At 39.4% G+C, this 24,820-nt stretch carries 29 protein-coding genes and 1 riboswitch; of the genes, 16 read left to right on the top strand and 13 right to left on the bottom strand.

Features of this window, described 5'->3' with window-relative positions; translation table 11 throughout:
* Positions 1 to 104: 104 nt before the first annotated feature.
* Both ACNHOZ_RS05370 and ACNHOZ_RS05375 read right to left on the bottom strand, forming a co-directional pair.
* Positions 105 to 1,349: an MFS transporter gene (locus tag ACNHOZ_RS05370; RefSeq protein ID WP_230683532.1), complete on the bottom strand. Its 1,245-nt coding sequence runs from the start codon at positions 1,347 to 1,349 to the stop codon at positions 105 to 107.
* The gene (locus ACNHOZ_RS05375) at positions 1,346 to 2,083 is read right to left on the bottom strand and encodes a MerR family transcriptional regulator (protein WP_048019973.1); all 738 of its coding nucleotides are present in this window, start codon (positions 2,081 to 2,083) and stop codon (positions 1,346 to 1,348) included. Before ACNHOZ_RS05375 ends, ACNHOZ_RS05370 begins: the two co-directional genes overlap by 4 nt.
* Before the next feature lie 83 nt (positions 2,084 to 2,166).
* Here ACNHOZ_RS05375 and ACNHOZ_RS05380 point away from each other — a divergent pair, with 83 nt between their 5' ends.
* Both ACNHOZ_RS05380 and ACNHOZ_RS05385 read left to right on the top strand, forming a co-directional pair.
* The gene (locus ACNHOZ_RS05380) at positions 2,167 to 2,847 is read left to right on the top strand and encodes a CPBP family intramembrane glutamic endopeptidase (RefSeq protein ID WP_048019974.1); all 681 of its coding nucleotides are present in this window, start codon (positions 2,167 to 2,169) and stop codon (positions 2,845 to 2,847) included.
* 226 nt (positions 2,848 to 3,073) lie between these two features.
* Entirely contained in the window at positions 3,074 to 4,036 is a 963-nt protein-coding gene (locus ACNHOZ_RS05385) for an aldo/keto reductase (protein ID WP_048019975.1), read from the top strand.
* A gap of 36 nt (positions 4,037 to 4,072) precedes the next feature.
* Here the strand turns inward: ACNHOZ_RS05385 and ACNHOZ_RS05390 are convergent, their stop codons facing one another.
* Positions 4,073 to 4,459 carry a MerR family transcriptional regulator gene (locus tag ACNHOZ_RS05390; RefSeq protein WP_033579956.1) on the bottom strand — a complete coding sequence of 129 codons (387 nt, stop codon included), beginning with the start codon at positions 4,457 to 4,459 and terminating at the stop codon, positions 4,073 to 4,075.
* Between the two features lie 407 nt (positions 4,460 to 4,866).
* Between ACNHOZ_RS05390 and ACNHOZ_RS05395 the strand changes: the two genes are divergently transcribed.
* On the top strand, positions 4,867 to 5,025 hold the full coding sequence (locus ACNHOZ_RS05395; protein ID WP_162200723.1) for a hypothetical protein: 159 nt from the start codon (positions 4,867 to 4,869) through the stop codon (positions 5,023 to 5,025).
* Positions 5,026 to 5,043: 18 nt separating this feature from the next.
* On the opposite strand, the gene ACNHOZ_RS05400 is transcribed toward ACNHOZ_RS05395, so the two are convergent.
* Entirely contained in the window at positions 5,044 to 5,238 is a 195-nt protein-coding gene (locus ACNHOZ_RS05400) for a hypothetical protein (RefSeq protein WP_048407606.1), read from the bottom strand.
* Between the two features lie 250 nt (positions 5,239 to 5,488).
* Here ACNHOZ_RS05400 and ACNHOZ_RS05405 point away from each other — a divergent pair, with 250 nt between their 5' ends.
* The 3 genes from ACNHOZ_RS05405 to ACNHOZ_RS05415 all read left to right on the top strand — a co-directional run bounded on the left by ACNHOZ_RS05405 (position 5,489) and on the right by ACNHOZ_RS05415 (position 7,206).
* Positions 5,489 to 5,989, top strand: coding sequence for a hypothetical protein (locus ACNHOZ_RS05405; protein ID WP_048020481.1), 501 nt, complete (start codon positions 5,489 to 5,491; stop codon positions 5,987 to 5,989).
* Positions 5,990 to 6,050: 61 nt separating this feature from the next.
* Positions 6,051 to 7,055, top strand: coding sequence for a GNAT family N-acetyltransferase (locus tag ACNHOZ_RS05410; protein ID WP_372497461.1), 1,005 nt, complete (start codon positions 6,051 to 6,053; stop codon positions 7,053 to 7,055).
* On the top strand, positions 7,039 to 7,206 hold the full coding sequence (locus tag ACNHOZ_RS05415; protein ID WP_014458721.1) for a hypothetical protein: 168 nt from the start codon (positions 7,039 to 7,041) through the stop codon (positions 7,204 to 7,206). Before ACNHOZ_RS05410 ends, ACNHOZ_RS05415 begins: the two co-directional genes overlap by 17 nt.
* A 38-nt stretch (positions 7,207 to 7,244) precedes the next feature.
* Here ACNHOZ_RS05415 and ACNHOZ_RS05420 read toward each other — a convergent pair whose 3' ends face one another.
* Together ACNHOZ_RS05420 and ACNHOZ_RS05425 are read right to left on the bottom strand one after the other, a co-directional pair.
* Positions 7,245 to 7,859, bottom strand: a complete 615-nt coding sequence (locus ACNHOZ_RS05420) for a pyridoxamine 5'-phosphate oxidase family protein (RefSeq protein WP_048020359.1) — start codon at positions 7,857 to 7,859, stop codon at positions 7,245 to 7,247.
* Between the two features lie 124 nt (positions 7,860 to 7,983).
* Positions 7,984 to 8,229: a hypothetical protein gene (locus ACNHOZ_RS05425; protein WP_048020361.1), complete on the bottom strand. Its 246-nt coding sequence runs from the start codon at positions 8,227 to 8,229 to the stop codon at positions 7,984 to 7,986.
* 305 nt (positions 8,230 to 8,534) lie between these two features.
* Between ACNHOZ_RS05425 and ACNHOZ_RS05430 the strand changes: the two genes are divergently transcribed.
* The 3 genes from ACNHOZ_RS05430 to ACNHOZ_RS05440 all read left to right on the top strand — a co-directional run bounded on the left by ACNHOZ_RS05430 (position 8,535) and on the right by ACNHOZ_RS05440 (position 11,171).
* Positions 8,535 to 9,545 carry an aldo/keto reductase gene (locus ACNHOZ_RS05430; RefSeq protein ID WP_048020363.1) on the top strand — a complete coding sequence of 337 codons (1,011 nt, stop codon included), beginning with the start codon at positions 8,535 to 8,537 and terminating at the stop codon, positions 9,543 to 9,545.
* A 155-nt stretch (positions 9,546 to 9,700) separates the two neighbouring features.
* A complete protein-coding gene (locus tag ACNHOZ_RS05435) occupies positions 9,701 to 9,919 on the top strand; it encodes a hypothetical protein (protein WP_168761181.1) in 219 nt (72 codons plus the stop codon).
* Between the two features lie 113 nt (positions 9,920 to 10,032).
* Positions 10,033 to 10,136: riboswitch (purine riboswitch) on the top strand.
* A 156-nt stretch (positions 10,137 to 10,292) separates the two neighbouring features.
* A complete protein-coding gene (locus tag ACNHOZ_RS05440) occupies positions 10,293 to 11,171 on the top strand; it encodes a 5'-methylthioadenosine/S-adenosylhomocysteine nucleosidase (RefSeq protein WP_033579961.1) in 879 nt (292 codons plus the stop codon).
* Positions 11,172 to 11,301: 130 nt separating this feature from the next.
* Here ACNHOZ_RS05440 and ACNHOZ_RS05445 read toward each other — a convergent pair whose 3' ends face one another.
* A complete protein-coding gene (locus ACNHOZ_RS05445) occupies positions 11,302 to 12,798 on the bottom strand; it encodes a carboxypeptidase M32 (protein WP_255902845.1) in 1,497 nt (498 codons plus the stop codon).
* Positions 12,799 to 13,003: 205 nt separating this feature from the next.
* Here ACNHOZ_RS05445 and ACNHOZ_RS05450 point away from each other — a divergent pair, with 205 nt between their 5' ends.
* Positions 13,004 to 14,554 carry an ABC transporter substrate-binding protein gene (locus ACNHOZ_RS05450; RefSeq protein WP_028414963.1) on the top strand — a complete coding sequence of 517 codons (1,551 nt, stop codon included), beginning with the start codon at positions 13,004 to 13,006 and terminating at the stop codon, positions 14,552 to 14,554.
* Positions 14,555 to 14,875: 321 nt separating this feature from the next.
* Here the strand turns inward: ACNHOZ_RS05450 and ACNHOZ_RS05455 are convergent, their stop codons facing one another.
* The 5 genes from ACNHOZ_RS05455 to ACNHOZ_RS05475 form a co-directional block, all read right to left on the bottom strand.
* On the bottom strand, positions 14,876 to 15,610 hold the full coding sequence (locus ACNHOZ_RS05455; RefSeq protein WP_255902843.1) for a class I SAM-dependent DNA methyltransferase: 735 nt from the start codon (positions 15,608 to 15,610) through the stop codon (positions 14,876 to 14,878).
* A 249-nt stretch (positions 15,611 to 15,859) separates the two neighbouring features.
* A complete protein-coding gene (locus ACNHOZ_RS05460) occupies positions 15,860 to 16,585 on the bottom strand; it encodes an AbrB/MazE/SpoVT family DNA-binding domain-containing protein (RefSeq protein ID WP_255902824.1) in 726 nt (241 codons plus the stop codon).
* Between the two features lie 481 nt (positions 16,586 to 17,066).
* Positions 17,067 to 17,222 (bottom strand): hypothetical protein, encoded by a 156-nt coding sequence (locus ACNHOZ_RS05465; RefSeq protein WP_014458731.1) that lies wholly within the window; start codon positions 17,220 to 17,222, stop codon positions 17,067 to 17,069.
* A 142-nt stretch (positions 17,223 to 17,364) separates the two neighbouring features.
* Complete coding sequence (locus tag ACNHOZ_RS05470) at positions 17,365 to 17,565, bottom strand: hypothetical protein (protein ID WP_014458732.1); 201 nt, start codon at positions 17,563 to 17,565, stop codon at positions 17,365 to 17,367.
* Positions 17,566 to 17,587: 22 nt separating this feature from the next.
* Complete coding sequence (locus ACNHOZ_RS05475) at positions 17,588 to 18,109, bottom strand: ferritin (RefSeq protein ID WP_014458733.1); 522 nt, start codon at positions 18,107 to 18,109, stop codon at positions 17,588 to 17,590.
* Between the two features lie 293 nt (positions 18,110 to 18,402).
* Here ACNHOZ_RS05475 and pgaC point away from each other — a divergent pair, with 293 nt between their 5' ends.
* From pgaC to ACNHOZ_RS05500, 5 genes are all read left to right on the top strand, one after another.
* Positions 18,403 to 19,659, top strand: coding sequence for a poly-beta-1,6-N-acetyl-D-glucosamine synthase (pgaC, locus tag ACNHOZ_RS05480; RefSeq protein ID WP_048020377.1), 1,257 nt, complete (start codon positions 18,403 to 18,405; stop codon positions 19,657 to 19,659).
* Positions 19,617 to 20,078 (top strand): poly-beta-1,6-N-acetyl-D-glucosamine biosynthesis protein PgaD, encoded by a 462-nt coding sequence (pgaD, locus tag ACNHOZ_RS05485; protein ID WP_047750023.1) that lies wholly within the window; start codon positions 19,617 to 19,619, stop codon positions 20,076 to 20,078. Before pgaC ends, pgaD begins: the two co-directional genes overlap by 43 nt.
* Complete coding sequence (gene icaB / locus ACNHOZ_RS05490; RefSeq protein ID WP_028414957.1) at positions 20,075 to 20,941, top strand: intercellular adhesin biosynthesis polysaccharide N-deacetylase; 867 nt, start codon at positions 20,075 to 20,077, stop codon at positions 20,939 to 20,941. The genes pgaD and icaB overlap by 4 nt, the downstream gene beginning before the upstream one ends.
* Positions 20,942 to 21,321: 380 nt before the next feature.
* On the top strand, positions 21,322 to 23,037 hold the full coding sequence (locus ACNHOZ_RS05495) for a putative bifunctional diguanylate cyclase/phosphodiesterase (protein ID WP_243495050.1): 1,716 nt from the start codon (positions 21,322 to 21,324) through the stop codon (positions 23,035 to 23,037).
* Between the two features lie 82 nt (positions 23,038 to 23,119).
* Positions 23,120 to 23,269 carry a hypothetical protein gene (locus ACNHOZ_RS05500; RefSeq protein WP_447697054.1) on the top strand — a complete coding sequence of 50 codons (150 nt, stop codon included), beginning with the start codon at positions 23,120 to 23,122 and terminating at the stop codon, positions 23,267 to 23,269.
* Positions 23,270 to 23,293: 24 nt separating this feature from the next.
* On the opposite strand, the gene spoIIP is transcribed toward ACNHOZ_RS05500, so the two are convergent.
* Positions 23,294 to 24,478, bottom strand: a complete 1,185-nt coding sequence (gene spoIIP, locus ACNHOZ_RS05505; RefSeq protein WP_168761176.1) for a stage II sporulation protein P — start codon at positions 24,476 to 24,478, stop codon at positions 23,294 to 23,296.
* Positions 24,479 to 24,667: 189 nt separating this feature from the next.
* Here spoIIP and ACNHOZ_RS05510 point away from each other — a divergent pair, with 189 nt between their 5' ends.
* Entirely contained in the window at positions 24,668 to 24,814 is a 147-nt protein-coding gene (locus tag ACNHOZ_RS05510; RefSeq protein ID WP_196299095.1) for a hypothetical protein, read from the top strand.
* Positions 24,815 to 24,820: the final 6 nt, after the last annotated feature.

Genomic DNA, 24,820 nt, shown 5'->3' on the forward strand with positions numbered 1-24,820 from the left:
GGCTGTTCTTCTATGTAAGTATCTTCTCGTATAAAAAGAGTTTCCTAGCAAAAGCAGTGTCCCTAAAATCCAGCCAGCTGCAGGGGAATAAGGAAAGATATTTTTTATGCGTCAATCTGAACGTTTCTTTCCGGTTTATCACGCAGCGGCATCACCATACTCACAAATCCAACGACTACTACGATGATTGCCGCCGTTAAAAAAGTCGTCTGAGCACCTGCAAGCTTTACGACCATGCCTCCAAGAACAGGAGCAGTAAGTAAAACGGCGCTCGTTAAGGTGTTAATGAATCCGTACACTTTCCCTAGATGCTCTTTGTCACTGTACTTTTGAACGATATAGTTAAACAGCAGCAAATTAAGTCCAACTCCGGCGCCACCGATAGGTGCAGCAATCAAAATAAAATAGCGCGACATAACGGCTGGGTTAAAGCAGCTAATAAAAAATAAAGAACCTCCAAATAGAAGCAGTCCAAGTGATAAAAGTCTAAATGGATGGTGAACCTGTTTTTTTCGATTAAGATACACTCCTGTTGCTAGCGCTCCCAGCCCGATTCCAGAAAGCAGCCAGCCGAGCATTTCCGGGTTATGAGGGAGCACATCTCGAAGAAAGATGCTAATTTGAGCATCAACAAGCATGACGACAAAGTATGAAACGTGAAACAAAACAACGACACGTAAAAGAATCGGGTGCTGAAAAACGAGTTTCCAGCCGTTTGAGTACGTTTCTTTCGGTTGATGGGAAGAACGAGCAGCTTGCCCTTGAATATTTTTACCTGCTTTTTTAAGTGAAAACAGCACGCCGATAGAAATCATACAAGCTGCGGCGTTAACTAAAATACATGCTTTAGGTGTTGTAAACGTCAGCGCGGCGGCTCCGAGAAACGGTCCCACAACTTTGGCAATTTGAAACATAATGTTTTGTAAAGTAGAGGCCTGCAGCAGCTGGTCTTCTTTGACCACTTCTCGAACGTAAGCGAGCTGTGCGGGCACTTTCATAACAGAACTCATAGAGCGCAGCGTCAGCACCCCTAGTGCCAAAAGCGGTTCATTTGTGAAAAATAACAGACATGTAAACAGAAGACGGACTAGTTCAGACAGAAACATCAGCTGTACTTTATTGTAGCGGTCTGCTAAATTTCCAGCTGCTTGACTTAGCAGGATGCTAGGCAAAGCGTACGCGACAGGAATAAGCGTAATCCAGAGGGAATTTGCGTGCCACACGTATGTAAAAAGCGTCATCACCGCAAACATATCAAATAAATCTCCGAAGCTTGCCGCAGTACTTGAAATAAATAATTTTTTATAAGAAGAATTAGCAAACAGCTTTTCTTTTTTCAATACTTTCATTCCTTTATGTGTTGTTCGTAAAAAATAATCGCATCTTCAATAAATTGAAGGACTTCGCTGTCAATAGGATAGAGATTAAGTGAACTGGATGCCTCAGGAGATTTGCGAATATCCCAAAAGGCTTTCTCTAAATCGGTATGAGCGCCAAATAGCTCACTTGATAAAAGCAGTATATCCGCCGCAATCAGCTGGCCATCTTCAGACTGTGGTGAACGCTGATGCTTTAAACACAGCTGAATTCGTTTAATGATGCTGATCCATTTATCAGCGCTCTCATTCTCCAGTTTAGGCATATCACGCTGCAGAATCTCACTTTCTTCTATTGAAAGCAGATCAGTCCAGCTGCTTTGTGTAGTAGGCTGATTGTGAACTAAAGGAAGGAGCTGCTTCCAGTTTAGTTCACCTTCTATTTTTATACTGTTGCGAAGAGTGTGGGTGTGTTCTAAAGCTCGCTGAATTTCTGAAGCTTTTTGCTGAAGTTTTTGCTGATGAATCGCTAAAAGTTCATCAATACTTACTTGATGAAGAATAAGTTCAATATCTCGCAAAGGAACGGCTAAGTTTTTTAACAGGGTAATTTTCTCTAGTGTGACTAAGTCCGTTTCTGAGTAGGAGCGTTTTCCATTTTCGGCTTTTGACGATGGATGAAGCAATCCGATTTGATCGTAGTAACGAAGCGTACGCACCGTGAGTCCTAATTTTTTAGCGGCTTGCCCCGTAGAAAAATAAATCATGTTTAATCCCTCCAAAAAAATGCTTGCAGGTAACGTTACGTCACCTTTTACACTGAATATAGGTAAAAGGGAGGCGAAGTAAATTGAAACAACAAAATCAAGGATTATGGACAATAAAATCATTTGTAATTATGCTAGTCGTTACGTTTATTGGTGTTCCTGTTTTCATTGAAGGAGCATTGCAGCACGTTTTCCAGTCGCTATTTAAAAGTGAGCTCTATGCTGGAACAGCTACTGGATTTGTTATGGCAACTGTGTTTTTATCAGCTCTGTATTGGCTGATGGTGCAGGATGGTGATAGAAAAATTGGTTTTCAATCGTTTTCAAAACGGCACTGGCCGCTCATTCTTTTTTGGCTTTTTGTGCTGATCTTAGGAAGTGTGGCAATTGTTGTACTCATGGAATGGTTTGGTATGACGTATGAAAATAAAAAAACAGCCAGTTTACAGCATGACCTGTCGCTGTTTTCATTTATACTTGCTTTTGTTTCAGCCGCTGTGATCTCACCTTTTTATGAAGAGATTATTTACCGAGGTTTTTTTTATACGTGGCTGAAACGTAAAGGAGGGATTATATTTGGATTAGTGGGAAGTTCGTTTATCTTTATGCTAGTGCATATTCCAACGTACAATACCTTGCCCGTTAACTTTTTATCAGGTCTCGTGTTTGCGTGGGTGTACGAAAAAACAAAGTCGCTGCTTCCGAGTATGATCATTCACGCTTGTTTTAATGGAATCGCCGTGATTTTAACAGCGGCAGCTTAATGTAGTTTCGATAACGAGTAAGCTATGATTTATCTTACCATATTATGTCTAATGAAGAAGCGAATTACAAAAAATAAGCAGAAAATGAACCAAAAAACGGCTAGAAGCACTGCCTGTTCCTAGCCGTTTTTTGTATATGTACGCATGCTTGAGGCTTGTCTTAAAGTGAACATTAAGGTGTATGATAATAGTGACTATAAACAGAAATAAAAAGGAGAGGGTATCGATGCAATATCGAAAGCTTGGAACAACAGGTCTGGAAGTATCAAATTTATGTCTAGGTACCATGGCTTTTGGACGATGGATTGACGAAAAAGCGTCGGCAGCTATTTTACATAGCGCCATTGAAAACGGAATTAACTTCATTGACACAGCCAACTATTACGGAAAAGGGCAGGATGAAGAGTTTAGATATGGCACAGGGGAATCTGAAGAAATTATTGGACGCGCGTTAAAAGGAAAACGAGATGATGTTGTGCTTGCAACAAAAGTCGGCATTGCCGTAGGAAAAGGCAAAAATGATAAAGGTCTTTCACGCACACATATTATGAGAGAAGTTGATAATCAGCTGCGACGACTGCAGACGGACTACATCGATCTTTATCAAGTTCATCTTTTTGATCACCATACACCTATGGAAGAAACGCTTCGCACGCTAGATGATTTAGTTCGTCAAGGCAAAGTTCGTTATATCGGCTGCTCCAATTATGCCGCGTGGCAAATCGCAAAGTCTCATCATATTAGTGACAACATGAATCTTGAAAAATTTATTTCCGTTCAGCCTCAGTACAATCTTCTCTCTCGTGAAATTGAACACGAGCTGCTGCCGTTTAGTCAATCCGAAGGTGTAGGCGTTATGGTATACAGTCCGTTAGCGCGCGGCATGCTTTCAGGCAAATATAAAACACCAAATGACGTGCCGCCAGAAAGTCGTGCTGCACATGGTGAAAAGCTACTGCGAAACTACTTTACTGACCGAAACTTTCAGCTGGTGGAGCAGTATCGCAAGTTAGCAGAACAACATGAAGTAAGCTTGTCTCAGTTTGCTCTTTCATGGGTGCTAAATCAGCCCGCTGTGACATCAAGCATTATCGGAGCTAGTAAATTGCACCACGTAAAAGATGCAGTTGAAATCAGCGATTGGACATGGTCAGAAGAACTGCTAAACACCGTAAATTCACTGTATTAATAAAAAGTCCGCAGGTGCACCTGCGGACTTTTGTGTTTATATTTTAATTTCTTTTTGCTCTAACCTTGCTTCTAGTGAGTCGTACAAAGCCAACTTGTAGTTAATTTGCTCGAGGTATTTAAAAGTTTTGGCCATTTCTTCTTCTACCGCTTCTTTGTGCTGAAGCATCATGTTTTTTCGTTCTTTAATCGTGCTTTCCCCTTGTTTATAGAGCTCTACATAGCGCTTTATTTCTGCAAGCGGCATGCCAGTTGAGCGCAGAGCTAAGATAAAACGGATCCACTCAATATTCGTATCGTTATAGAGGCGCTTTCCATTTTCATCACGTTCTACAAAAGGAAGGATTCCTTCTTTTTCATAATAGCGCAAAGTTGGTGCGGAAAGCCCGGTTTTTTCATTCATTTCTTTCATGCTATAAGACAAGATTGTTCACTCCCACTTATGAATCGCAAAGCTTACTTTAAGGTATATGATAATCGATAGTTGAACGTTTTATCAAATTCTTTTTCGGTTATTTTTTAAAAAATGGAACTTTTATACATTTTGTCCGTAATAACAAGTAGACAATAAGAAACTTACTGTAAAAGGGATAGAGTAATAAAAAAAATAAAATGGATTAGTTTTATACTGCTGCTGATTTCAAGCGGATTGTTTTTTATCAATCATCAGTACGCCATTTTACTAGCGGCTTGGACCGCTTACGGAATGGCTTTATCAGTCCTGGTTTATTTCTTTTCATACGGCATGAGTGATTCAAATCAGGAATAAAAACCGTATACGCGTTTCTTATTGTCTTCAAAATAAAAGCAGAAAATGAAAGGATGGAGGAAATGGGAGAACTTTTTTGGATGATTTTTTTCGGAGCGTGTATTTGGGTTCCACTAATTTGGAATAAAATTGCGATTGGCAAGCGCATCGCTTACGAAGAAAAGAAAGCAGGACGTGATTTAACAGGGGAAATCAATCCGTTTACTGGAGGAAGAATGTAAATAGAGATTAAGACATCTCTAAATTACTCCCATTGAAAGACGAACAAATAGGATAAATGAGCTCATATGAATTGTTTGTGACACCGCTGTTAATTTCCGTGCAAGGCTTCGCTTTCCGCGGGCGGCCGGTGAGCCTCCTCGTCGCTTACGCTTCTGCGGGGTCTCACCTGTTCCGCTTTTCCCGCAGGAGTCTTCGCCTTGCCCTCCAATCAACAGCTAGAAGCAGCTACCTACATAAAACTTACATTCAGCCTATCCATAAAAAATCCGAACGAATTTAATTCTCTACCAAGAATCTCAATGCATCGTTCAAATTTCCCTACCACTAATAAAATACGTTTGCCTCAGCCTCTTCATTAGTAAAGAAAACAATAGTTTAATTTTGTTATTAATAGTATAATTAACCATATTTATTTTGAATAGAAAGGCTGATGAAAAGGTGTCAACATTCTTTTTGGCCGGCATGGTACTTATGCTGGTGATGATTATTTTTTCGCGTACGCTGTGGGTTCCCAGCGGAGTGGTAGAACGTCTCAGCAAGAAAAAGTGGTTTCAAAACCACTGGCTGAGCGGAGGCTATTTGTTTGGCATTAATGCTTTATATTTTGGCACTACGATATTTTTACTCTATCTTCTTATGTTTACAGATATCCCTTATTTACATCTTGTTCTTATGTTTTTAGCGACGATTGTAAGTATTTTCACGTGGAGCGCTTTTAGTACAGCGTGGACAGGGTCATTTAAAAACCGTCTTAAAATGGCTTTAACAGGAAGCAGCTTTTATTTAATATTGGCATTGATTATGGTGAGCCAGTGGCTAAGCGTTAAACCTCTGTATCCCAATGAAGATACGTTTATGCGAGCTTTAGGATGGATGCTTGGCTTTTTCGTCTCAGCCGTCGCTTTTAGTATATGCTTCATCTTCACTGCGTTTCTAGGAAAACGTTCACCTCGTGTGTCATGATATCATCCGCTTTTTAACGTTTTTTTCTAGTTAACTACTATTTACGAAAGCAGGGGTAAACGTGATTCGAGAAATTTCATCTTCTGATGCAGCCGCTTTTTTAACGTTAAATAAAAAGCTTGATAAAGAAACCGCCTATATGCTGTATGAGGAAAATGAGCGTGCGACTACGCTTGAACAGCAGAAAAAAATGATTACAACTTTTTTAAAGATGCCGAACTCAACCATTTTAGTGGCGGAACAAGACGGACAGCTTGTTGGGCATTTATCTGTGATTGGCGGAAGCGTTAACCGAAAAAAACACAGCGCATACTTAGCTGTTGGCGTGCTTCATTCTTATGGAAACCGAGGTATCGGCACTGCGTTGTTTGAAGAAATGGAGAAATGGGCAGCGCAGAGCGGCATTAAACGAGTAGAGCTAACGGTGATGACTCACAATGAACCGGCCATTTCGCTGTATAAAAAGATGGGTTTTAAAATAGAAGGGAAAAAAGTATGTTCACTCGTTGTAGATGGAAATGCAGTCGATGAATATTATATGGGGAAGGTTTTTGAAAAAAACGTGTTTAAAGGAGAAATGAACATGGAAACGACGATTGTTCAGTTAAATGAATGGGTGATAAAGCTTCCTAAAAAGCTTGAAGTACTCTCTGAAGCAGAGACGTCAAACCGTCCTGCTCCTAAGAAATGGTCACCAAAAGAAATTGTGGGGCACTTATGTGACTCAGCCATTCACAATTTACAGCGCTTTATCAACGTGCAGCATGAAAAAAATCCTTGTGTACTGATACCTTACAAACAAGATGAATGGGTAGAACTGCAGCACTATCAAGATACGTCCATGGAAGAAGTAGTTGCCCTGTGGCGCAGCTTAAATAAGCAAATTGCTTCCGTTCTTTTGCATATACCAATAGAAAAGCATATGTATCAATTCGAACTAGGAGATGGAAAGTTCGTTTCGCTTGAATGGTTGGCTAAAGATTATATCTCTCATTTGGAGCATCATATCAAGCAAATCGACGCTCAAATGCCGCTAGGAGGCAAAGAGGATGAAAAAAGAACATAAAAAAGAAGAATCTCAGGTGAAAGTCGATTTGAGAGCAGGCCGCGCCTATGGTGATCATGAATACATAGGATCTTCGAAAAAGGGCGTGCTTCTTGCTTTGTTACCCGTTCTGATCATTGCTGGAGGTATACTTTTTTTGATGGTAAAATGACAAAAGCCGCATTATAGCGGCTTTTTTTCATAAAGGTGCTAAGTTTTGCTTCCTTCGGGATTGTTGAGGCTTTCTAGGGTGGAAAAGCCTGCGTGTTCTGCGACTATTTTAGCTGCAGAAGGAAGCGTTTCGACTCTTTCCCAAGATTCTGGGTTCCACAGTTTTGATCGCTTGAACGCTTTGCTGCAGTGGAGAAAGCACTCTTGTACTTCGACGCCGATAGCGAGCAGCGGAGTTTTATTTTGAACCGCCATTGTTTCAAGCAGCGCTTTTTCTTTTACAATGCAAGCTTTGCCGTTAATACGCAGCGTTTCTTCTATGCCTGGAATTAAAAAAAGCAGCCCTATTTGAGGATTAGATAAAATATTTTCCAATGAATCTACTTTTTGATTGCCGCGCCTCTCTGGAATCAACAGCCTTTTCTCATCGACGACTTGTACAAAACCAGCATGATCACCTCGTGGAGAGCTGTCGCAAATTCCTTTATGATCAGCTGTAGCGATGATGACAAAAGGGGAATGTTTAATAAATTCCCGGCAGTGTCGATCTAAATAAGGAATTATTTTTTGATGCGCCAATTTGTTAGGCGCGCCGACTATACGTCGAAGCTCTTCCTTTGTTTTTACTCGTTCTTTAAAGTGACCGTTTTTCATTCCTCTTTTCACTCCTACAGTTTGCGTATACTGAAAATACCATTTTTACATATGAAATTCTATGTTTTTATATTAAAAAAACAGAAAAATCAGTATATTTAAAAGAAGGAGAAGCATGGTAACGCTAATTTCGGTCTTTTTTTAAGTTTTTGATTGCGTTATCAAATATGTCATTAACCGTTCTCATATGTTCACTGACAAGATGGTCGGAGTCTTTTTCTCTCTGGCGCATGTCTTTTAACAAATCATCCATATCATCTAGCAAACTTTGAAAATACTCATCTTTTTGTTCTTCTTTCATTGTGGAATCGTCCATTTCATCGAGCTTATCGAGCTTATCTTCAATTTTTTTGAAGTATTCATCTCTCAAAATTCTCACCTCATTTATAAAGTAGCTTTCTGCTTATTGTATGCAAAATGTTTGTTTGCATGAGTAAGAAGTAGAAAGGGTATAAAGAAAAAAGAGTCTAAAAAGCTCATTTGCATCTTAGTAGGTTACTTTTTAGTTCCCATATTACTTTAAAGTGCGTACTTTTTTTTCGTGTTTCCATGCTTCATAATGAATTTTGTCAGGGAATAACAAGATATTTAATAAATCGATTGGTCGTTGGGTTCTCCTTCGTACTAATTAATTTCTAAAATAGAGGTATAAAAATTTCAGGAGGTTTTATTCATATGAGAGAGATACTGCAAGGAAAACTAGGTTTTGGAACAGCACCACTAGGCAATATGTATCGCAATATTCCAGAAGAAGAGGCTATCGCGACGGTCGATGCTGCTTGGGAAAGCGGCATCCGCTACTTTGACGCAGCCCCTCTTTACGGAGCTGGCTTAGCAGAAATGCGCCTTGGTGAAGCACTATCAAAAAGAAACCGCGATGAGTATGTGCTAAGTACAAAGGTAGGTCGCGTCATTTCAGATGAATTGGAAGATACATCTTCACGTGATATGGGAGAAAAAGGCGGGCTTTTTGAATTCGGCCGTAAAAATAAAATTATTAATGACTATAGCGCTGATGCAACTCTTCGTTCAATTGAGCAAAGCTTAAACCGTTTAAAAACAGATCGCTTAGACTTTGTGTATATTCATGATGTTGCGCAAGATTTTTATGGAGATGAGTGGGTAGGACAATTTGAATCTGCTCGAACGGGCGCATTTCGTGTGCTTACACGTTTGCGCGAAGAAGGAGTTATAAAAGGATGGGGACTTGGAGTAAACCGAGTGGAACCAATCGAAATTATGCTGGAATTGGAAGAAGCAAAGCCCGATGTATCGCTGCTAGCTGGCCGATACACGCTGTTAGATCATGAACGTGCGCTGCAGCGAGTGATGCCCGAAGCTGTAAAGCATAATATGGACATCGTTGTCGGCGGACCATACAGCTCAGGCGTTCTTGCTGGAGGTACACACTTTGAATATCAAAAAGCGTCTTCAGACATTATGGCAAAAGTAGAAAAAATCAAAGCCATTGCAGATCGTCATCAGATCAGCATTAAGGCTGCTGCTGTACAGTTCTCACTGGCTAATCCAGCGGTTGCTGCCGTTATTCCTGGCGCCAGTCGTCCAGAGCGTATTGCAGAAGACAAAGCTGCATTAAACACCGTCATTCCGGCAGCCTTCTGGGAAGAAATGCGTGAACAGAAGCTTGTAGCGGCTCATGCACCGCTGCCAATAAACGTTAAATGAAGGTAGAACGGTAAATAGTAAGTAGAAAAAGAGGCTGAGGCAAAAGTATTTTAGACGAAGTGAAAAACGAACCATTAATCAACATTTTTGATTAGTGGTTCATTTTTTTTTGTTAGGGTGAACGTAGGTTTCACCTATTTCGTTCCTTCTAGCAGGTGATTGGAGGGCAAGACGAAGACTCCTGCGGGAAAAGCGGAACAGGTGAGACCCCGCAGGAGCGCAAGCGACGAGGAGGCTCAGCGGCCGCCCGCGGAAAGCGAAGTCTTGCACGGAAATCAACTTCGGTGTCACAAGCGGTTCAGCTCATGTATGCCATTTGTGCGTCTTTAATTCGATTCATCTCGTTATGTCTCAGCCTCTTTTTTTTGTTTTGAGATAGGTATTTGTAATATATTTAGTGAAAACTGGTTAAAGACGAACGATTTAGATTAATAATATTAAAATATTCGCTTTTTGTATTGAATAAACATTTTGTATTTGATACATTTAGAAAGTGAAAAATATTGCTCGTATATGCTTGGAAATATGGTCTAAGTGTCTCTACCTAGTTCCCATTCAAAGAACTGGACTACGAGTTAAAGTATAAAAATGTTCGGTTTATCCAGACAGAAGCTGTATTCCGTAATTAATTTCTTATACTTCGACTCTAAAAAACGTAGACCATGAAACATGCTCTAGTTTTTTTTCTTTTGTCCAATCATCGAGTGTATGAAACAGCAAAACGAAATGGAGTGAAAGTAACGATCTATGAAAAACAAGATGTTAAAAACAGGGGCTTTATTTACTATTGGTATGGTTTTACTGCTATCTATACTTGCCGGGTGTAATTCAGCTTCAAAAAAAGAAGCCGGAGATAAACAGAAGCAGCAGCCTATTATTGTGCAAGGACCGATGCCGATAGAAGCGCAGAAATTCGCTAAAAAATTAGAAAATGTAAAAGAAGAAAAGTCAGGGAATTTTGTTTTTTACAAAGGAACTGTCGATAATTATCCAGTCATCGTGGTTAAAACAGGAAAAGGAATGGAAAACACGGCAGCTGCTACAGCGATAGCTATAGAAAAATACCATCCTAAAGCAATTATCAACCAAGGAACATCGGGCGGGCATGATGAAAACCTGAACGTGTTTGATATTGTATTAGGAAAGCGAACAACGAATATAGGCTCTTTAAAAACAGAAGATAAAAAAGAAGGCGAAGGAATGGATCCTACTGCGTGGAAGCCGATGGATTTAATGGCTTCTGAAGGAAGCGCTGGAGAAGATCCTGATGCTGAAAAAGCTCGTTATTATGAAGGAGATAAGAAGTTACTTGCGGCTGCAAATGCAGTAAAAGATACATATAAAAAAGGAAAAGTGGTTGAAGGAACGATAGGATCAGCAGACACGTGGAATAACGAAGTGGATCGAATTAAGTGGTTCCATACTAAGTACGGGACGTCTGTAGAAGAAATGGAAGGCGCAGCGGCAGCACAAATTGCAGGAAGCTACGACGTTCCATTCTTGGGTATCAGAGTGTTATCTAACAACAAAGTAAACGGTGGAAAATATAATCCAAATACAGCAGCCGCTTGCCAAGACTATGTTTATGAAGTAATTAAACATTATATCAGCACAAACGCTAAGTAAATCTTTATTTAAAAAAGCATCAAAGCTTTTGTTTCTCTAACAAAAGGCTTTGATGCTTTTTTCGTCATGTCTATAGGGGTTTACTGTATTTACGCTATCAAAATTTTATAAAATAAATGGATTGGTAAATTTAAAGTTTATACAACTCTTCATACTTTTTCGTCAAATAATTAATTAAGGGCTGAGCATCAATTCTATCTATAGAAAGACCAGTTAATATCTCTTTTGGCGTCTTTAGTTTTCCATACTGGTGAATATGCTGTTTTTGCCAGTCTGCTATAAGCGATAGATTTTGACTCGAAATGATTTTATCAAAGTCAGGATGGTCATTGATTAGGGCTTCTTGTAGCTGAGCTGCATAAATAAATCCTAGATTGTAGGAAGGGAAGTAGCCAAACGCTCCTCCGTACCAGTGGCCGTCCTGCAATACTCCGTCAATGTCCGTTTCTGGTTTGATTCCTAAGTACGCTTCATATTTTGTATTCCATGCAGAAGGAAGATCCGAGACGCGAAGCTTGTCAGCGAATAAATCTCTTTCTAGCTCGTAGCGAATGATAATATGCAGCAGATACGTAAGGTCATCTGCTTGCAAACGAATAAGAGAAGGTGTGACTTCATTTAAGGCAAAGTAAAGAGTTTCAAATGAAATATTACCGTAGATCGCAGGTTCTAACTCTTTGAATAAGTGAGCGTGATTTCTCCAAAACCCTTCATGTTTTCCGATGATGCGTTCCCAAAAAAGAGATTGAGATTCATGCAGTCCCATAGACGTGTATGCGCCTAACCCTGTGTCAAGCAACTCAGAGCTAATTTGCTGATTATAAATAGAATGTCCGCCTTCATGTAAAAACATAAAAGCTGCCAGTTTTACATTGTGTTCGTCGTATCTTACTGCAAGCCTTGCATCGTGAGGGTGAATGCCTGCACTAAACGGGTGGGTAGTGGTGCCTATTTGTCCCGACTTAAAGTTATAGCCAATCGCAGTTAGCAGGTGTTTTCCGAGCTTTTGCTGATTTTCGACCGAAAACGATTCGTGGAGAAACGATGTATCATGTGTAACCGAGGAGCGTTTGATTTTTGTCAGCAAAGGAAGAATAGCACCTTTAATTTGTTGAAAAAGCGAATCGATGGTTTCACTAGAAATTTCAGGCTCATATTCTTCTAAAAGCTGTTCGTAAGGAGCGAGGTGAGGATTACGGTATTCCGCAAATCTTTTATGCATATGAATCAGCTGCTGCAGGTTGTCTTCAACGAGCTTAAAGTTATTTTGCTCTCTAGCCTGTGACCAAAGAGCATGAGTAGAAGCTTTTAAAACAGAAAATTGATGATAGTCTTCCAGTGGTACAGTGGAAAGTTTTTGATAGATGTTCCAATAGTGCTGTACTTGTTTTTGCTGTAGTTGACTTAGATTTTGTTCTTGAAGATGCTGCAATTCTTTTGCAAAGGCTGGATCTGTTTGCAGCAAATAAAGCTCTTTGGAAAGCGTGCCTTGAATGGTTGCATGCTGCTTTTGACTGTTAAGAGGAGCGGATGTTTTTGCGTCCCATGATAGAAGAGATAAAGCTTGTTTGTAGTGTTCAATCGTTGCAATATGTTCTTTAGTATGAAGACGGATGGCAGAGTTCATAATATCCTCCTTTAGATAAAATACTTTACTTATAAACATACTAAGAATTGAGAATTGAAACAAGACAAATTGAATCAGTAATTGCAAAGAAACAGTTTAATTTTGCTAATTTCACAAACAAATGGAAAGGTGGTAGGATGGTTTATATTCCTACTAACCTTACAAAAATAGTGGGTTTTAAAAAGTGATTTTAATTATTGGGGGAATGACGTTGAAACAGGTTAAGGTGAAATGGTTATTATTTATTGTGATTGCTTTATTTGTTGCCGGGTGCAGCAATAATCAAGCAAGCTCAGGCGATAAAAGCACCAGTGCCGCCCAAAAAGACGGAGGTACGCTAAACATTGCGTTTCAAAGCGAGCCAACAACTTTAGATTCTCAGATTACTGGAAATTCTTCAGTTAAAGATGCGGCGCGAAATATTTACGAAGGACTTGTTATTTTTGATAGTAAAGGCAATGTAGAGCCTGATTTAGCAGAAAAAATTGATATAAGCGATGATAAAAAAGTCTACACGTTTCAGCTGCGAAAAGGCGTAAAGTTTCATAACGGAAAGGAAATGACAGCGGACGATGTAGAAGCTTCGATTAACCGATGGATTAAGCTGTCTTCACTTGGCAAAACAAACTTTGTTGGTGCACAAGTTAAAAGAACAGGAGACTATACGGTTGAGCTTCATTTGAAAACACCGAACGTGAATACGCTGGCACTGCTAGCAGATCCAATTCCGGCAGCCGCTATTTTTCCAAAAGAAATTATCGAAAAAGCACCTGCTGAAGGAGCTACTGAGTTCGTTGGCACAGGGCCATTTAAAGTGAAGGAATGGAAAAAGAATCAATATATCACGCTAGAGAGATTTAAAGATTATTCTTCAAAAGGACGAAAAATTAAAAAGACTCCTCACGTAGATGAAATTAAAATTAGTTTTTTAAGCGATGAATCTACTAGAATTTCAGGCATTACAGCTGGACAGTTTGATATTGCCTTAGGTGTTTCAAGCGACAATGCGGCACAAATTGAAAGTACGCAAAACGTTAAGAACAAGCTGGCTCCAGGAGGATTTATTGGTTTATTTTATAACACGCAAGAAGGGTTCTTTAGCGATTTAAATGCTAGAAAAGCTGTAAATGCCACGATTAATGCAAAAGATATTTTATCAAGTTCATACGGCGATTCCGATTATTATGAACTGACTTCATCGATTGTAAATAAAAAGTTTCCTAACTATTACAGTGAAGCAGGAAAAGAAGAGTACAATCAGCATGATGAAAAGAAAGCAAAAAGCTATTTGAAAAGAGCTGGATACAGCGGGCAGGAACTGCGTCTTTTAACTTCACGCGATTATCAAGATCAGTACAATACGGCTGTTATCGTCCAGCAAGAGCTTGAAAAAATCGGTGTAAAAGTAAAGCTAGAAGTGTATGACTGGGCAACGTTTACAGATAAAGTAAATGATCCTAAAGCATGGGATATTTACCCGGTAGACTGGGCGGCGCGTTCAACCATTTTCCAAGGATTTTGGACGTCAGGGGGCGCTCCTGTTGAGAAATCAACAAAGTACTTAGATAAAATTAAAGCGGCTGCTTCTGTAAAAGATGCGAGACCAGCCATTGATGCTACGCAGAAATACGTATGGGATGAGCTTCCGTTTACGTTAATTGGTCATAAAGTCAATATTAACGCCGTGTCTACACATGTAAAAGGCTATGATTTTAACTTAGGACCTGTATTTTATAACGTGAGCGTGAATAAATAACATACGCTAAGTTTAAACAAAAAGCGGTTTTAAAGGTACGAGAGAGGCTAGAACAAAAGTATTTTAGTTAAAAGAAAATCCGAACGGTGAAGATTCTTAATGGGAATCTAACTCGTTCGGATTTTTTCATGGTTAGGGTGAACGCAGATTTCATGTATGTAGGTGCTTCTAGCGGTTGATTGGAGGACAAGGCGAAGACTCCCGCGGAAAGCGAAGCCTTACACGGAAATCAACAGCGGTGTAGCCATCCATGCTAGATTGTTAATTCTGTTTGTTCGTCTTTAGATTGAATCCATTGAGTTATGTCTCAATCTCTTTTATTTATCTATCCTTCACACCGCTCATCAGTAAAAACAAAGGAATCCGCATTCGACGCTCGTAAGTCTCAGCGCTGTCAAAATGTTCTTTTTGAGGACATGCTTCTTTTAAATTTGTAACGGTGAATCCGCTTTGCTGCATCAAAGAAAAGTACTCTTCAAGCGTGCGATGATACTTTTGAACGTATCCGCCCATCCAGTGCTGCTGACGGAATCCCATTGAAAAGTAGTTATCCACCGTCCAGTTTGTGTGGAGAGCGGAAGGCTGCAAAGTGGAAGTAATGACTGGGTGTTCCACAGAAAAAATAAATCTTCCTTCAGGTTTGAGTGCTTGATTCACTTTGATGAACATGGAAGCTAAGTCTTCCATATAGTGGAGAGACAGTCTTGCGGTAACTAAGTCGTAGGTGTCATGAGGTGGAGTATAGTGCTCCATCGATTCGTGAATCACTCCTGCATTTGGATAGGTTGAAAGCTGTTGCTGAGCTGCGTTTATCATATTGATAGAGCCGTCTACTCCGGTATAAGAAAAACAGCCTTGTGCAAGAAGCTCTGCGCCAAATCCAGCGTTTCCACACCCTAAGTCTAAAATGTTTGCATTTGTAACATCACCTAGAAGCTGTAGAATAGCTGGTTCTTCAATTGTATCATTCGCATTTTCTTTTTGCTGCCGGCGTTTTGTATAAGCCAAAAACGTCTCGTCATTATCGTAAAATTCAGCTCCTGTTGAGATCTTCAACTAAATCAGCCTCCTTTATGCAAAGTATCTTATTATAATCATATATTCAAATTATTTACAATGATTTTGATGGATATGGAAATAGCGTTTTATTTTGGAGAAGTGCTATCATGTGGAGTAACAAACTTGTACACGTTTATGGAAGATAAGTCTAAAAGCTAAGAGTTGAGTATAGAAAGGGTCAGTCTATGCGTAACTCTTAGCTTTTGCTTTGAATCCGTAGGAAACCATTTGTTTTTGGCGTCGTTCTTATTTCGGTAATTTTTCAACAATTGCTGCGTCTATTTGCTGAGATAATACGCTGCTAATCTCTTTTTCATTTTCCACTTTTTCTAAAATTAGCTGCTTATTACCTGTCTTGATTTTTAACATCGTACCTGAGTGGATGGAGAAATCATCTCGCAGCTTTTTAGGAATGGTGAGTCGAAAACGTTCATCAATTTTTCGAGATTGAGCCGTAAATATTAAAGTCGTTTTTTCACCGAAATTCATTTCGTATTTTTGAATCACAATGTTATTTTTTTGGTTAATAAAAAATTGAACCTCCATGTTTGCATCCAATTCGACTGACGTTAAAAGTTCAGAAGTGAGCTGAATCTGCCGTCCGGTTAATGTTGCATAATAAGGAGGAGGCGCCACAGGTTTTTGTGAAAGCGCTATCGTTTTTTCGTCTCTTTTTTTCATAACAATTTGCTGTTCTACTACGTATAGTTCTACATAATCAAATGGCTTAAGTTCATAGTCATCTCGTAGGGATCTTGGAATGACTATTCTACCCATATGGTCAATTGTTCGAATGAAGATATGAGAAGGAACGGGGACATTTTCATCATGATGATCAATAATAATCCAATGATCACAGCTCCGTAAAAGAACTTTGTCGTTCGTCTCGAGTTTCGTTAGTTGCATAAACAAAGAAGGAAGGGATACTCTTCCCATTTCATCAATTATACACTCTTCTTTTTTTGTACGCATCTTGCTACTTAATCCTTTCTAAAAACAGTTTAGATGGGGTATGTTACTTAAATTACACAGCATTTATTTCTTTGTCAAATGAAGAAAATGAGTATTTATTCATCCTACAGATTGAGAAATACAGGAAGTTTGACCTCATTCAGTAGATGCACAGCTTTCCCGTGTAAATGGTAATCATCTGAAGAAAACAAGTTAATCTATAATTGAAAAAGCATAGAATAAAAGCGTTCTTCTTTCTTTTGGTTTTATTGCAAGAAGAGAAAGAAAAAAAGGCTTAAAAAGGGCCAATACCCTATTTCTAAAGAGTAGATGTAGGTTTTTAATCAAAAAATGCCGCGGAACTCAGTCTGAATGATGAATAGATTTATGCATATTAAGCCTAGAAAAAAATTTCAAGCAGTGCTTTTTTTACTTGTTTCGGAGAGCAGTTATAGTTGAAGAATAAAGAAAAAAGCTCAATGTAATGAGCTTTGAGCTAATTTTATCGTTTTTCAACCAGCAGTAAGATGAAGGTAGCAAGCGGTCCTAAAGCAAGAGATAATAAGAACCAGTTCAGACCGGTTCGATTTTTACCTTGCGCTAATCCGGCATTAATTAGAGCCAGCGTTCCCCATCCTACAACGTATTGATTATCCATATGACACCCCGCTAATATTATTTCTTTATATGATTAACAAATTTTATATTAGCATAAATATCCATATTTTTGATTGGAATTCCTGAATTAGGTGGAAAAGCGGTGAATTTCTTCATGAAACAAAATTCCTGTTTTCCTCCACTCAGTGAAGGTAGTAGTGAATAAGAGAAGGGTGCACGTAGTACACGTGAACGTACTGAGGACGATGATAGTGAAGCTGATGCATATATTGATTCATAAGCCTTTGAATGGCGTCGTACACATTGGGCGGATAGCCGTAATAGCCGTGATGAATCCCAACTCGAAGCAAGGAAACGGGAGGCGTGTTATTGTTTTTGTACATTGTTCGGTGCTCTTCTGCGCGTTTAACCTTGCGCAGCTGCTCCGCCCGCCGCCGGCGCAGCTTTTCGCTGTCCTAGTTCTTGATCGAGTATAAAAATAGCTGCAGGGTTATTTTGAGCAATTTTTAAGCGGTCTACAATTGTCTGAGCCTGAGCTTCTTCATCGACTTGTTCTCTCAAAAAGTCCTGCACGATGACTAGGGTTTGAGGATCGTTCGCTTGGCTGATAAATTGAAACGCTTGACGATAAGAATTTGTGACGAACTTTTCATGCTCCAATACTTTTTGAAACGTTTCTAACGGTGTTCCAAACTCACTTGGCTGAGCAGGTAAAGAACTTAATTCAACCGTGCCGCCGCGGTCAACTAAGTAGTCAATAAGTTTTAGCATATGAGTGCGTTCTTCTTCAGACTGCAGACGCAGCCAACTGCCCATTCCTTTATAGTTTAATCGATTCATATAGTTAGACATAGCTAGGTACAAAGTCGAAGAGACGTGTTCAAGTTGAATTAAGTTATTGAGCAGCTTTTGAATTTGTTCGTTCATATTTGTTATTCCTCCTTAAGGAAAGAATTTCTTTCATATACTAGCTGCAACCCTCACGTTTTTTATGGTGAAAGAAATCTACAGTGATACTATATGTCACTTCTTTGAGTAGGTAACTTGCCCATCCTTTATTGGTGCTTCTTACTTACATAAAGGGGTCGTATAATATAGGAATAAACGTAGTTTAAAAGACTCTTTTTTTAGATGGTTAAAATTACTATGTTCTATTTAACCAATTTAGTGATAAAATTGTCACTCTGTGCAATTTTAATTGGTGTGAAGGAGTCAGAAAAATGAATATGCAACACGTATTAATACCTGGATTTGAAAAGCTCGCGAGCTTTGTTTTCTGGTATCCATTTATTATGTCTTTATTTTGGATTGCGGGCACGCTTATTTACATACGCTATCGCGACCGAGATCCCAAAGTTGATTTTTCAACAGTTGATTGGCCGTTAGTGAGCTTTTTAGTGCCTTGCTATAATGAAGAAGAAACGATTGAAGAAACGCTTAAGCACCTTTTGGCGTTAGATTATCCGTCTAAAGAAATCATTCTTATTAACGATGGAAGCACCGATGGAACAGCTGATATTTTAAAGGAAATCAGCAGGAATCACCCTGAAGTTCGTGTGATTCAGCTTTATGAAAATAAAGGAAAAGCCAATGCGTTGCATTTAGGTGCGCACGCATCTAAAGCTGAGTTTTTAATCTGCTTAGATTCAGACGCTATTTTAGATCAAGACGCTCCGTATTATCTAATCCATCATTTTCTTCATAAAGGGGAACGGCTGGGAGCCGTTACCGGAAATCCGCGCATTCGAAACCGTAATACGCTGCTGAGTCGCATTCAGCTAGTTGAGTATTCTTCTATTATCGGTTCTATTAAACGAACACAGCGAATTTTAGGAAAAGTAATGACGGTCTCAGGCGTAGTAGTGGCTTTTCGAAAGAAAGCACTTGTGGACGTCGGGCTGTGGGATCGTGACATGATTACGGAAGATATCGCCGTAAGCTGGAAGCTGCAGCAGCGCTTTTGGGATATCCGCTATGAACCGCGGGCATTGTGCTGGATGCTTGTGCCCGAAACCTTAAAGGGAATTTGGAAGCAGCGAGTACGTTGGGCTCAAGGCGGGCAAGAGGTAATGCTTCGCCACTGGAAAGTGTTATTAAAATGGAAGCAGCGCAGAATTTGGCTTGTATACCTAGAGCAGTGGATCAGTACTCTTTGGTCATTCGCATGGCTGTTTGTGACGATCATGCTGCTTGTTACCGCGAGCAGTCCTCAAGACATACTGTTTTGGTTTACGTTTACGTCATTTTCCCTTGTGTTTATGAGCTTAATTCAGCTGTTTATTGCGCTGAAAATTGATTCGAAATACGACAACGTGAAGCGGTATTACGTATGGGCTGCATGGTACCCAGCGCTTTACTGGATTGTCAATACGATTGTGGTAGTGGGCGCATTTCCTCGTGCTATCAGATCTAGAGTGAAAGGAGGCTATGCCACATGGAGCAGTCCAGACCGCGGCTTAACGAAGAGCAAATCATGATTCAAGCCAAGCAGCCTCTTGCTCGATTCGTGATAAGCATCATTGTTTCATCTGTTTTTTGGCTGTATTGTGCCATTGTTCTTTGGTTTTTCCTTTCAGCTGTTATCGGCGTAAATGACCGTTACAGCGGGGTATTAAAAATTGCGTTCAAAACGACGAACGGCGAAATTCGAACGTTTTTAGTAATTGGACTCGCTATTTTTTGCTTCTTTTTCCTGGCTCTGTTTTTATGGAGATTCTACAACAAAAAGAGATTTGGAAGCTTAAACCGACGAAAAGAGCCGGCGTATACGAGTATTAAAGATTTAGAGCGTCTTGAGCTTTTATCGAAGGATCAAATTCAAGAGCTTCAGCGTGCACAGTACATCGAGTTTGATGTTAATCCGTTAAAACATACTGAGGAGAGGAAGCACGCATGAAGAAATATGTATTCTTTCTTTTAATTGCGGCAGCGGTAGTTGGCTTTATTTTCTTTAAAGTAGTGAACTGGGAAGATAAGGCGAAAGCAACAACGACCGTGGAGCCAGCGCTTGAGACGAACGGATGCTTAGGCTTAAATTATCATCGCGTGCGCAAGCATAATTGGTTTAATCGAATTGTCAGCTCAGTTACAAAGTCTGACGAACTGACAGAGTACAGCGTCTACAGCAATGATTTTGAACAACAGTTAAAAAAGCTGAAGGAACTTGACGCTACGTTTGTTACGCCAAAAGATATTGAAACGTATCAGCAAAAAGGCACGTTTCCAAAACGCTGCGTATGGATTTCATTTGACGATATTGACCGTACCGTGTATCAAAATGCTTTTCCAATTTTGAAAAAGGAAAACATTCCGTTTACGCTATATGTAATCGCAGGACAAGTGGGAGCAGAGGACTTTCAAAATTTAAATATGGCTTCATGGAGTCAGCTAAAAGAAATGAAAGACAGCGGCCTTGCGACAATCGGTTCGCATACATATGATATGCACCGTTTAGAAGAAGACAAGCCTTTATTTCTGACGCCTGCTAAATACAGCGCGTTTGCTCGTGATTTACGAAAAAGCAAAGAAACGATTAAGAACCATTTAGGAATAGACCCCGTTTACTTTGCTTATCCATACGGCAATACAAATGATGACGTAGCTAAGATTGTGAAAGATGCTGGTTTTCACCAAGCAGCTATTTTAGCCCCTCATGTTATTACAAAAGACAACGATCCGTATTATCTTAACCGGATTGTTGTGTACAACAAAACCTTTCAATATCTTATTCTTCCGTGGCTGACGCGTACGAGCTCATGAGAAGAAAGTGAAAAAAGCCTCTGTCTAAAGCAGAGGCTTTTTTCTGTTTACCATCAAAAGGTATGTCAATTACGTGAAGAAAGTACACTTTCATTTCTATAAAAATCATTTTAATGTTACCATAGAAAAGTTGTGATAACAGATATGGATAAACGAAACTATCTATCAATCCTTTTACAAACTGCGTGTAAGAAGTTTGTAAAGGTGTAAAGAGGAAAAGCGGCAATTGTACGCTTACTATTTTACGAATGTAAGGCAATCGGACAAACTAATTCGCTGTCCATTGCTAATTAAATTGTATTCATTATTCACGATTCCTCTCTATCATTTCGTCATGGGTTTTGTTTTATCGTTAAAATTTTGATAAAGGTGTATAGGATATGGAAAACAGGCATTTTGAATATAAATTTAAAGAAGCGCTGAAAAAACTAAATGATATTGAACTTGCGTTAAATGAATCATCGATTGTAGCGATTACAGATAGTCGCGGATTCATCAATCACGTGAACGATAAATTCTGTGAAATTTCTAAGTATGAAAGACATGAGCTTCTTGGTCAAGATCATCGTATTATTAATTCGAAACATCACTCAAAACGGTTTTTTAAAGAGTTATGGAGTACAATCAGCTCAGGTAAGGTCTGGCACGGAGAAATAAAAAACAAGGCAAGAGACGCTTCGTATTACTGGGTGGATACAACCATTGTTCCATTTTTAGATGAACGAGGAAAACCGTATCAGTACGTATCAATTCGCAATGATATTACAAAGCGAAAAGCATATGAAGAAAAAATTAAGCAAATGGCTTATTATGATCCGTTAACTAATTTACCTAACCGCTACTGGTTAAACAAACAGCTAAAAAAACTGTTTTTAGATGAAGAATCTCCAGAACTGCTGGCTATTTTATTTTTAGATTTAGACCGCTTCAAATCAATAAATGATACGCTTGGCCATCATCACGGCGATGTGCTGCTGAGGCGCGTAGCAGAAAGATTAAAAAAATGTATTCCGTCCTCTGATTTTATCTCGCGGCATGGGGGCGATGAGTTTATTTTAGTGCTTCATACACTAAAAACTGTTGAGGAAATTGAAGAAATGACCGAGCAGATTGTAAAAGAAATGTCGCTTCCTTTTTATATAGACGGAGATAAAGTGCTAACCTCTACAAGCGTTGGCATCAGCCTATTTTCAAAGGAATGTCAGCAGCATATTATTCCAAAAGACGCAGATGAACTAATTGACAGGTTAATTAAGCAAGCAGATATTGCGATGTATGTAGCAAAACGAAATGGGCGAAACACATATGAAATGAGTTCTTCTTCATCAAATGAAAAAATCATTAAAACGATCAGCATGGAGAATGAGTTAAAGTATGCGTTAGAAAGAAATGAGTTTCAGCTCGTTTATCAGCCGTTAATCGATTTGAAAACGTCTGATGTCATAGGGGCAGAAGCGCTTATCCGCTGGAATAGCGCAAAATTTGGTACTGTCTATCCAAATGAATTTTTGCCCATTTTAGAAGAAGTTGGTTTGATTGTACCGGTTGGCAAATGGGTATTAGAAGAAGCATGTCAGCAAATGAAAGCATGGACGGGGATAAATTTAAAAGCGAGTAAAATAGGGGTGAACGTGTCACCTATTCAGCTGAAGTCCTCACGATTTGTAACGGACATGGAACAAATTTTGAAGAAAACGGGCCTTGAGCCGCACTTTCTAGAACTTGAAATCACCGAAAGCGTTATTCAAAACAGTCAAGAATCGAAAAAAGTGCTAAACCGCCTGCGGAGTCTAGGGATAAAAGTGGCGATGGATGATTTCGGAACGTGCTACTCTTCTCTCAGCTATCTTAAACACTTGCCAATCAATACGTTAAAAATTGATAAATCATTTATTGATGACTTAGATGAAGTTGGAAAAGTGCTGGTGGAAACGATTATTCAAATGGGGAAAAAACTTAATTTTGCCCTAACCGCAGAAGGAATCGAAAACGAAGAACAGCTGCAGTTTGTGACGGAACAAGGCTGTCATATCGGTCAAGGCTATCTATTTGATAAGCCGCTTTCTCCTGAGGAAATGAGCCGTTTGTTGAAATGAAGGAAAATCCTATGTACGGAAAGAAGCTCTTTAATAGAGCTTTTTTTATGGTTTTTAATCGTATGTAAGGAGTGTGAAAGTCGTGAAAGAGTACGTTGGAATCTGCACAGTATGTCAAAAGAACGTGTACTGTTTAGAGGGATTTTTAAACGGTGTGGTTGTTGAAGGGAAGCTTGTCTGCTTTGCGTGTGAAGAAAAGGAGAAGCGTGACTCTCATAAAAACAAAAACTAGCTACCTGGGGTAGCTAGTTTTTGTTTACTGCGCATTCACTTTTTCAGCTTGCCAATAATACTCGCTGAACACATCAGAAAAGGCTTTGACGGTATTTGTGAGTTCTTCCATATTGTTATCGACGCCGCCTACTTCAATTAAAATGGAGCGGTCGGATAAGTCTTGATTATACAGACCGTTATTGCCGCTTGTTTTCTTTTTGCTTAATACTCCGCGGCTAAGGCCTGGATATTTTTCCTCTAGCTTTTCATGAATCGCTTTAGCCATTTTTACATTTTCATCAAATTTCGGATTCGCTTCACCTAATACAATCATTATTTTAGCGTACGATTTGCCGTTGATAGTAGCCGTTGTTTTTTCTTGACGTAGTGAATCACGATGAATATCAATTAAATAATCGACGTCTTGGTTTTGCTGAAGAGCTGTTTCCACCACGCTTCGAGACATCGCATAGGCTCGTCCTGTACCCCAGCCTTTTTCATTCAGCTTTTGCGTCATGTTGGTTGTATCTACTTCCGATCCGATTCCGTCTGCTTTTAATTCCATTCCTAGCATTTGACCAACGAGCGTGATGTTGGTTTTGTTATCTACTGCTTTATTTTCGTTCGCTTCACCTTGCATACCAAGTAAAGGGAAATAAGATTCCCAGCTGTGCGTGTGGTAGATGTACACAACTTTTCTGTCTCCCGTGCTTTGCTTAGCCTGTGTTTGAGACTGTTTTTTGCTTTCTTCGTACGTTTTGCTTTCAGCAGGATCCAAATCACGCTCTCCAGAAATGCTTTCGAGAGGAGGAGCCGATTCATGAGGAATCGTGGTATAATCCGTTCCTTCACCGGCTAACAGAATATGAGAATCAAAAATAGAAAAGCCGGGCAGTTCTGATCCAAATAGACTTCTTGTATCCGCCACGCGAATATTCGTCGCAAGCTGCAGGGCGACAGAAGAAAGAGGAGGCGGGGAGAAGTCTTCTTCAAAGGCATGAGAGAAATGATGGTTTTCCGTATGCATGAAGTAGAACAAGCTTTGAGCTTTATAATTTGATAGCGCTTGATAGACAACGTTCGAGCGCAGCGTATGCTGAAGAGTTGAATACGTGACGGTAAAAATAGCGGCAGATGTTAACAGAACAAATAGTATAGCGATAATTAATGATTTATAAGAAAGAATCCAAAAAAGCTTTTTAGGCTTTTCAGTGAACTTTTTTTTCATAGAGTAAACCTCCTCTAATAAAATTTGAAATCAGCGAATAAGAACTCTAAGAGGAGAATGTTATGTATCTACTATTTACTCTATTAAAAAGAAAAAGAAATATGATAGAAACCATGATATTTAACACAATATAAAAAAGGTTATAGTAGGGCATACTATAAAAAAACGGTGCGTATTGGAGCTGGTTAGATGAACGATTCATGGGTTTATCATCATTTTATTAATACACTGTTATTTCCTTTAACAATGTTTGGCGTGGCATTTTGTTTACTGGGGCTGTTGCTATACATGCTGTGGAAAGAAAAGCAAAAAGAAGGGCGAAAACAACGAGATTGAGGCATC

The organism is Priestia sp. D51, from assembly GCF_053345675.1.

Excerpts from the sequence above, each read along its gene's own strand:
- ACNHOZ_RS05465 (WP_014458731.1), bottom strand. The coding sequence starts at position 17,222 with ATGGATAATCAATACGTTGTAGGATGGGGAACGCTGGCTCTAATTAAT.
- pgaD (WP_047750023.1), top strand. The coding sequence starts at position 19,617 with ATGGAGCAGTCCAGACCGCGGCTTAACGAAGAGCAAATCATGATTCAA.
- ACNHOZ_RS05385 (WP_048019975.1), top strand. The coding sequence starts at position 3,074 with ATGCAATATCGAAAGCTTGGAACAACAGGTCTGGAAGTATCAAATTTA.
- ACNHOZ_RS05370 (WP_230683532.1), bottom strand. The coding sequence starts at position 1,349 with ATGAAAGTATTGAAAAAAGAAAAGCTGTTTGCTAATTCTTCTTATAAA.
- ACNHOZ_RS05475 (WP_014458733.1), bottom strand. The coding sequence starts at position 18,109 with ATGAACGAACAAATTCAAAAGCTGCTCAATAACTTAATTCAACTTGAA.
- ACNHOZ_RS05420 (WP_048020359.1), bottom strand. The coding sequence starts at position 7,859 with ATGAAAAACGGTCACTTTAAAGAACGAGTAAAAACAAAGGAAGAGCTT.
- ACNHOZ_RS05405 (WP_048020481.1), top strand. The coding sequence starts at position 5,489 with ATGGTACTTATGCTGGTGATGATTATTTTTTCGCGTACGCTGTGGGTT.
- ACNHOZ_RS05445 (WP_255902845.1), bottom strand. The coding sequence starts at position 12,798 with ATGAACTCTGCCATCCGTCTTCATACTAAAGAACATATTGCAACGATT.
- ACNHOZ_RS05470 (WP_014458732.1), bottom strand. The coding sequence starts at position 17,565 with ATGTACAAAAACAATAACACGCCTCCCGTTTCCTTGCTTCGAGTTGGG.
- ACNHOZ_RS05440 (WP_033579961.1), top strand. The coding sequence starts at position 10,293 with ATGAAAAACAAGATGTTAAAAACAGGGGCTTTATTTACTATTGGTATG.
- ACNHOZ_RS05510 (WP_196299095.1), top strand. The coding sequence starts at position 24,668 with ATGAACGATTCATGGGTTTATCATCATTTTATTAATACACTGTTATTT.
- icaB (WP_028414957.1), top strand. The coding sequence starts at position 20,075 with ATGAAGAAATATGTATTCTTTCTTTTAATTGCGGCAGCGGTAGTTGGC.
- ACNHOZ_RS05395 (WP_162200723.1), top strand. The coding sequence starts at position 4,867 with ATGGGAGAACTTTTTTGGATGATTTTTTTCGGAGCGTGTATTTGGGTT.
- ACNHOZ_RS05375 (WP_048019973.1), bottom strand. The coding sequence starts at position 2,083 with ATGATTTATTTTTCTACGGGGCAAGCCGCTAAAAAATTAGGACTCACG.
- ACNHOZ_RS05495 (WP_243495050.1), top strand. The coding sequence starts at position 21,322 with ATGGAAAACAGGCATTTTGAATATAAATTTAAAGAAGCGCTGAAAAAA.
- spoIIP (WP_168761176.1), bottom strand. The coding sequence starts at position 24,478 with ATGAAAAAAAAGTTCACTGAAAAGCCTAAAAAGCTTTTTTGGATTCTT.
- ACNHOZ_RS05430 (WP_048020363.1), top strand. The coding sequence starts at position 8,535 with ATGAGAGAGATACTGCAAGGAAAACTAGGTTTTGGAACAGCACCACTA.
- ACNHOZ_RS05415 (WP_014458721.1), top strand. The coding sequence starts at position 7,039 with ATGAAAAAAGAACATAAAAAAGAAGAATCTCAGGTGAAAGTCGATTTG.
- ACNHOZ_RS05450 (WP_028414963.1), top strand. The coding sequence starts at position 13,004 with ATGACGTTGAAACAGGTTAAGGTGAAATGGTTATTATTTATTGTGATT.
- pgaC (WP_048020377.1), top strand. The coding sequence starts at position 18,403 with ATGAATATGCAACACGTATTAATACCTGGATTTGAAAAGCTCGCGAGC.
- ACNHOZ_RS05460 (WP_255902824.1), bottom strand. The coding sequence starts at position 16,585 with ATGCGTACAAAAAAAGAAGAGTGTATAATTGATGAAATGGGAAGAGTA.